Source organism: Emticicia fontis, assembly GCF_054779675.1.
The window spans coordinates 48,766-56,633 of the sequence record NZ_BAAGXU010000064.1 but is presented as its reverse complement, the minus strand read 5'-3'; the positions used below and the strand labels follow the sequence as shown (position 1 = coordinate 56,633).

Genomic DNA, 7,868 nt, shown 5'->3' with positions numbered 1-7,868 from the left:
TGAAAGTGTTAAGCTACTTCCTGACGAACCACTAGACCAGTTGATAGTTCCTGCACAACCACTGGCTGTCAGAGTTAAAGTGCCTGGCGCACAAACTATTTTTGGATTCGGTGCAGTGATTGTTGGCGCAGACGGCTGACTAGCAATCTGCAAACCTGTGACAGCAGTACTGGCCACGCTTATACAAGAACCAACCGTACAAGTAGCTGAAATGGAGTAAGTGCCTACAGATGAAAGCGTCAGGCTTGAACCTGATGAACCATTAGACCAGTTGATAGTTCCTGCACAACCGCTGGCTGTTAGAGTTAAAGTGCCAAGCGCACAAACTACTTTTGGATTAGGAGCATTTATAGTCGGTGCAGAAGGATTGTTATTAATTGTCACGCTTGTGGTAGTGGTTACGGCAGCACATCCTCCGCTTGCCGAAATGTTATAAGTAACTGTATAAGTACCTGCCGTACTACTGCCTGGGGTAATCTGCCCAGAAGCAGGGTTAATAGTCAACCCAACCGGAGCAGAGGTAAAGGTTCCTCCATTTATGCCTGTTAAAGTGACATTTGAGGCATTCGCAGATTTGCAATAGGGCGTGCCTGAGTAACTAATAGTCGCACTTGGGTTATTGGTAATAGTCACGCTTGTGGTAGCTATTGCAGCAGCACATCCTCCGCTTGCCGCAATGGTATAGGTAACAGTATAAGTACCTGCTGTACTACTGCCTGGGGTAATTTGTCCTGATGAAGCATTCAGACTCAAACCTGCCGGAGCAGAGGTAAATGTGCCTCCACTAGCGCCTGTTAAAGTGACATTTGAGGCACTCGCAGATTTGCAATAGGGTGTGCCTGAATAACTAATAGTCGCACTTGGGTTATTGGTAATTGTCACGCTCGTGGTAGCGGTTAAGGCAGCACATCCTCCGTTGGCCGCAATGGTATAGGTAACAGTATAAGTACCTGCTGTACTACTGCCTGGGGTAATCTGTCCTGATGAAGCATTCAGACTCAAACCTGCCGGAGCAGAGGTAAATGCGCCACCACTTGTACCTGTTAAGGTTACATTTGAGGCACTCGCTGATTTGCAATAGGGCGTGCCTGAGTAACTAATAGTCGCACTTGGGTTATTGGTAATAGTCACGCTTGTGGTAGCTGTTACGGCAGCACATCCTCCGCTTGCCGCAATGGTATAGGTAACTGTATAAGTACCTGCTGTACTACTGCCTGGGGTAATCTGTCCTGATGAAGCATTTAGACTCAAACCTGCCGGAGCAGAGGTAAATGTGCCTCCACTTGTGCCTGTTAAGGTTACATTTGAGGCACTCGCTGATTTGCAATAGGGCGTGCCTGAGTAATTGATGCTTGCAGTAGTGTTACAATAAGTAAAGGGTACTATATAAGAACAAGCCGCACCACTTGGGGTTATTTTGGCATACAATGTCTGGCTACCATTTGGCAAGCCTGTGGGTATAAAGGTATTAGGCGCAGTAAATGTACCCGCTGAGATGGTGGCAGTAGCATCGGTAAAAATACCATTGACAGTACCACCATAAGTACCCCCATAGGTAAAAATAGGAGTTGACGCATTATTGACAATAATTGAGGTATTAGTAGTATTGTTCAAAGTGCCGGTATTATTTAATGAACCATATTTCAACACACCATTATTAGTAAGAACGGCAGCATTATTGAAAATTCCACCAAACTCTATATAGCCATTATTAGTTATTGTTATCCCACTTTGCGCTGAAAAACCTCCTGTCATTTTTAATGTTGCACAGGCATAGTTATTAATGATTGTACCGGATGAGGAAACTGTCATCTGTCCTGTCATACTAACTAAACCATAATTATTCATTTGTCCGTTATTAAAAGAAATACCGCTACTGATTCCAGAGCCATTAATGACTGCCCCTGTTTCGTTAGTGAATGTGGTACTCTGAGTAGATATACCTGTATTGGCATTTATAGTCAGGGTTGCCCCTGTTTTATTAGTAAAAATTGCGTTTGTATAGGTACGCATACCATTGTTTTTAGGCGCAGTAAGAGAAATTATACCATAATTATTTACAGTAGCGTTTGTCCCTAAAATCAGTGCTCCAACACCAAGTGAGCTTTCGTCGGTATAACTTGCATTTAAGGTGCCATTATTTATAAAAGTAGCACTATTTTCAATTGAGACACAAAAATCCGTATCTGTTGAGACCGTTAGCGTAGCACCGTTATTAATAGTGATACTTGCCCCTGCACCATTAACGGTTACTTTTTTTGCCAGGGCTGTTCCTGAAACTATCACCGGGTCGTTGGTTACATCATTAATTATCACAGGGTTGGTAGCTGTAGGTACTCCATTGGGCGACCAGTTGCAGGCATTCGCCCAATCGGTGCTTGCTGTGCCTGTCCAGGTCATGGTTTCTGTGGCAGTAGCTACCTGGCTGCAAGAGGTGGTATAAGTTACCGAAACTGTTGTACTTGGCGCACTCACACAAGTATTAGTGTCTGTACATCTGGCAAAAAATGTTTTATTTGAAGATATGGCAGGAGTATTGTTAGGTAACGCTACGGTACTATTGGCGGTATCATACCAGGTGATGGTAGACGGAGAATTACATCCACTTGCCGTTAATGTTGTGTTGCCGGAAACTATAATGGTTGCAGGCGTGGCCATTGGGCTTGTGGGGACTCCTGGATTACTATTAATAGTCACGCTTGTGGTAGCGGTTACGGCAGCACATCCTACCCTAGAAGCAATGGTATAGGTAACAGTATAAGAACCTGCTGTACTACTGCCTGGGGTAATCTGTCCTGATGAAGCATTGAGACTCAACCCTGCCGGAGCAGAGGTAAAGGTTCCTCCACTTGTACCTGTTAAGGTTACATTTGAGGCACTCACAGATTTGCAATAGGGTGTGCCTGAATAACTAATAGTCGCACTTGGGTTATTGGTAATAGTCACACTTGTGGTAGCTATTGCAGCAGCACATCCTCCGCTTGCCGCAATGGTATAAGTAACTTTATAAGCACCTGCTGTACTACTGCTTGGGGTAATCTGACCAGATGAAGGATTAATAGCCAACCCTGCCGGAGCAGAGGTAAATGTGCCCCCACTAGCGCCTGTTAAAGTGACATTTGAGGCACTCGCAGATTTGCAATAGGGCGTGCCTGAATAACTGATGCTTGCAGTAGTGTTACAATAAGTAAAGGGCACTATATAAGAACAAGCTGCACCACTTTGGGTTATTTTGGCATACAATGTCTGGCTACCATTTGGCAAGCCTGTGGGTATAAAGGTATTAGGCGCAGTAAATGTACCTGCCGAGGTTGTGGCAGTAGCATCGGTAAAAATACCATTGACAGTACCATCATAAGTACCCCCATAGGTAAAAATAGGTTTTGGCGAATTATTGACAATAATTGAGGCATTAGTAGTATTGTTTAAAGTGCCGGCATTACTTAATGAACCATATTTCAATACACCATTATTAGTAAAATTGGTATAATTTTCCCAACCTCCATCAATTTCCATATACCCATTATTGGTTACTATTGTACCTGTTGAAGAAATAAAAGGCTCTGTAATTTTTACTGTTGCGCAGGCGTAGTTATTAAAGATTGTACCTGTATATGCAATGTCTAATGCCCCTGTTAGACTAATTAAACCATAATTATTCATTTGTCCGCTATAAAATGCAATTGCGGCAATGGTGGCAGAAGCATTAATGATGGCCCCAGGTTCGTTAGTGAATATTCCGGTACTCTCATTAATAATACCCACAATTGCATTTATAGTCAGGGTTGCTCCGGTTTTATTATTGAAAATTGCGTTTGAACGCGTACGCAGACCATAGTTATTAGGCGCAGAAAGAGAAATTGTACCATAATTATGTACAGTAGTGTTATCATCTATAGTCAGTACTGCAAAACTACCTGGATTTAAGTTGGTATAACTTGCATTTAAGATGCCATTATTTGTCAAAGTAGCTCCGTTATCAACTGCGACAGGGTAACCCGTATCTGTTGAAATCGTTAGTGTAGCTCCGTTATTAATAGTGAGACTTGCCCCTGCTCCATTAATACGTACAGTTTTTGCCAGGACAGTTCCTGAAACTATCACCGGGTCGTTGGTTACATCATTAATTATCACAGGGTTGGTAGCTGTAGGCACTCCAATGGGAGACCAGTTGCAGGCATTTGCCCAATCGGTGCTTGCTGTGCCTGTCCAGGTCATGGTTTCGGTGGCGGTGGCTACCTGGCTGCAAGAGGTAGTATAAGTTACCGAAACAGTTGTACTGGGCGCACTCACACAAGTATTAGTGTCTGTACATCTGGCAAAAAATGTTTTATTTGAAGATATGGCAGGAGTATTGTTAGGTAATGCTACGGTACTATTGGCGGTATCAAACCAGGTGATGGTAGACGGAGAATTACATCCACTTGCCGTTAATGTTGTGGTGCCGGAAACTATAATGGTTGCAGGCGTGGCCATTGGGCTTGTGGGGGGCAATGGATTGTTATTGACTGTTACCAAACCAGTACTTACTCTACTACTTTCACAACTCTCACTTTTACAACTCGCATAATAAGTGGTATTGATAGTCGGGCTTTTACTCAAAGGCGAGCCTGTGCCTATCGAAGTTCCTCCCGTCGCCTGATTATACCAGGTGATTGTAAGTCCACTTCCACAAGTATTGGCTGATAAAGAGACAGGATTACCTGAACAAATAGTTGTCAGGCTTGCTGCGACGGAAGTAGGCTTTAGATTATTAAATGTGAATGGTACAATGAAAGTGCATGTACCATCACTTACCTGGGCATATAAGGTTTGTGAACCCGTTGGAATAGAGTTGTTAGCCGTAAATATATTCCCTGCTGAAGTATAATTTCCTGCTGAAATACTGGCTGCATCGTCTGTAAAAATACCACTAACGGTATAATTGTTAGAACTGCCCAAGGTAAATATTGGACAAGCATTGGTAATGACCATTCTATTATTAGTAATGCTTGCAACTATATTTGCTTTCAGCACCCCATTATTAGTAAAGGTACCTGTATTGTTAAAATTATAGGTATGGGGCATTTGAAAGAGCCCTGCATTGGTAGTTGTACCATTATTGAGATAACTACCCGTTGCCATGATAATCTTACCACAGGCATTATTTGTGACGCTTGAATTGATTGGGTTAATCATTCCCTCTCCTGCAGTAATATTGATTGTCCCATCATTTGTTAAGGTGCTTCCATTATTGAAACTAAAAAACTGACCTGAGCCTGAACAAGTAATGGTTCCATGATTCGTTATATATAAGATGCCGGAACTAAATGAAGAAGCAAAGCCCGATGGAGAAGTTAAATTGATAACCCCTGTGCTTTCATTCAGTATTGTAGTTGTACCCCCAGTAAATAATCCCGAACTAGTATTATTCAAATTTATTGTACCTCTATTGGTAATTGAGGTTGATGACGAGCCAGCACAGCTTATTCCTGTTCCTGTTGTATTCGTAGTGATAGAACCCTCATTAATAATTGCACCACCATTCAAAGTAATAGATGAGCCTTCCACTCCTCCTACGGTTAAAACACCACCAGTATTGACCGTAAGTATAGCACCTGCATTGATATACAATCGGCTGCCAATTGTTGATACTACTCCTGAAATGACAGGCTGATTGGATTGTATACCAATATAAACATTGCCACTCGTATTATCAGGCACCCAGGCAGGATTCCAGTTGCAGGCCGTATTCCAATCGGTACTTATGGCCCCTGTCCAGGTAATACTCACATTGCCGGGTGATAAACTTAATGGTGTGCAATAAGTAACGGAAACTGTTGTACTGGGCGTACTCACACAAGTATTAGTGTCTGTACATCTGGCAAAAAATGTTTTATTTGAGGATATAGTTGGGGTATTGTTAGGTAACGCTGTGGCACTATTGGCGGTATCATACCAGGTGATGCTAGACGGTGAATCACAACCACTTGCCGTTAGTGTTGTGATGCCGGAAACTACAATGGTTGCAGGCGTGGCAATTGGGCTTGTGGGTGCTCCCGGATTACTATTTACTGTTACTAAGCCAGTACTTGCTCTACTACTTTCACAACTTCCATCTTTACAACTCGCATAATAAGTAGTATTTACCGTCGGGCTTTGGCTCAAGGGTGAGCCCGTGCCTATGGCTGTCCCGCCTGTTGCCTGATTATACCAGGTGAGCGTACCACTGGCACAAGCATTGGCTGTCAGGCTGACGCTATTGCCTGTACAAATACTGGCATTATTGACAGAAACAGAGGTTGGATCAGCAGGTGCTAAACACTCCAGCACATATTTGGCCACATTACTGCCATTCCGATAGATAATACTTGCTCTATTATTAATAGCTGTCAATGATATACTACTGGTAACATTCTGGTTATCTACGACCACAGAGGTGTTCCATACATCACCATTAGCATCCTGTGCTTTTGCATACATTAAAACTCTGAATGTATTATCTAAAAATGCAATGGCTGGTACATTATCTACTATAGCTAAGGAAGAAAACAAACCAATATTCCTACCAGGCACCGCATAAACTGTTTGGGATGTTCCCCAGCTGCTGCCATTGACATCATTTGCACGGATATACCTTACCTCAAAATCATTAGCAGTATTATTGTCACTTACATAAGTAATTGCCGGACGGTCGTTAACAATTGCAAGTGAGTTGTAAGCTCCTACAATTCCTGAAGATTGGATGGTTTGCACACTCCCCCAGTTAGTACCAGTGGCATTTGTAGCTCTGATATACAATAAATCTTGAACACTCCCATTATAGCATGAAATAGCCGGATTACCATTTATTTCTTTTAAACTAATATAACTAGCTGCCCTTATGGTCACTACTGCTATTGGGATATTAAAAGAACTTCCTTGGGCATCAGTTCCTATTGAAAATTTTAAAGAATCAAGCCCAGAACGATATGCAACTCCAGGCTTACCATTAATTATTGATAAAGTGGGGTACACTCCAGTACTTCTATTGGGGCTAACCCTAACTGCTGTATTCCATGATACACCATTTATATCGATGGCTCTTTTAAACTTAATTACACCACCTACAGAATAAACTACTGCAGGGTTTCCATCAATTATTTCTAATTCAAATGTATCATCCGCATCGGTGTCAGTTTCTAAAGTGACCGGAACACCCCAGGAACTGCCTGCAGCATCATTAGCCCTTACATACATTAAATCAAAATTAGCATTCCGATAAACAAAAGCAGGCTTCCCGTTCACTATCTGATGAGAATTTTTAATACTAAAACCAGCATCAGTTACTACACTAACAGGCGTACTGAAGGTCTGGGCAAAGAGGCTCGGAGAAACGAAGAGTAAGAAGATTAAGAGTTTTTTCATGGTAGCTGTTCTATTATTTTTTCTTGGGTTATTATTTATGATGGTAGTCTGAAAAAGAGGAGGAAATACCTCGTCAGTTATTCCCCCCAGCTTTTTGTCTTTCTACCACGAAAGGTCTTTTGATGTCTTGTTCAGTGTTTTTTGCACCCCTCTTACTCTTCTTCGGGAGGCGGTAAATTCCTGCCCGTCCTGAAGCCGGAAAATCAATTTATTGTTTTCAAGGCGACAAGTGGAGATATAGGAAAGATTGAGGATATGGCTTCGGTTTACCCGGAGAAAAGTTTTGGTGTCCAGTCGTTCGAGGATTGACCCAAGTGTAAGGGTGGCTACTATCCTGACTTGTGCGGTGGTGTAAATACAGGTGTAATTACTTTCGCTTTCAAGATATACTATCTGGTCGGTTGCAATTTGCTGACGGCGGGTAAGGTAAAGTTGATTCATTGGCTTCGTGGTAAATTAAGATTTATACAAAACTCGCTTAC

General features: G+C 42.3%; 2 protein-coding genes. Both read right to left on the bottom strand.

Translation table 11 applies throughout. The features are described 5' to 3' along the window. Window positions 1-7,386, bottom strand: a 7,386-nt coding sequence (locus ACYVFA_RS24115; RefSeq protein ID WP_460474422.1) for an Ig-like domain-containing protein, incomplete at its 3' end; no start/stop codon positions are given. A gap of 102 nt (window positions 7,387-7,488) precedes the next feature. After that, window positions 7,489-7,827: a LytR/AlgR family response regulator transcription factor gene (locus tag ACYVFA_RS24110; protein WP_460474421.1), complete on the bottom strand. Its 339-nt coding sequence runs from the start codon at window positions 7,825-7,827 to the stop codon at window positions 7,489-7,491. Between the last annotated feature and the right edge of the window lie 41 nt (window positions 7,828-7,868).

Bases quoted from the DNA above. Each gene is read 5' to 3' on its own strand.
- ACYVFA_RS24110 (WP_460474421.1), bottom strand. From the start codon at position 7,827: ATGAATCAACTTTACCTTACCCGCCGTCAGCAAATTGCAACCGACCAG.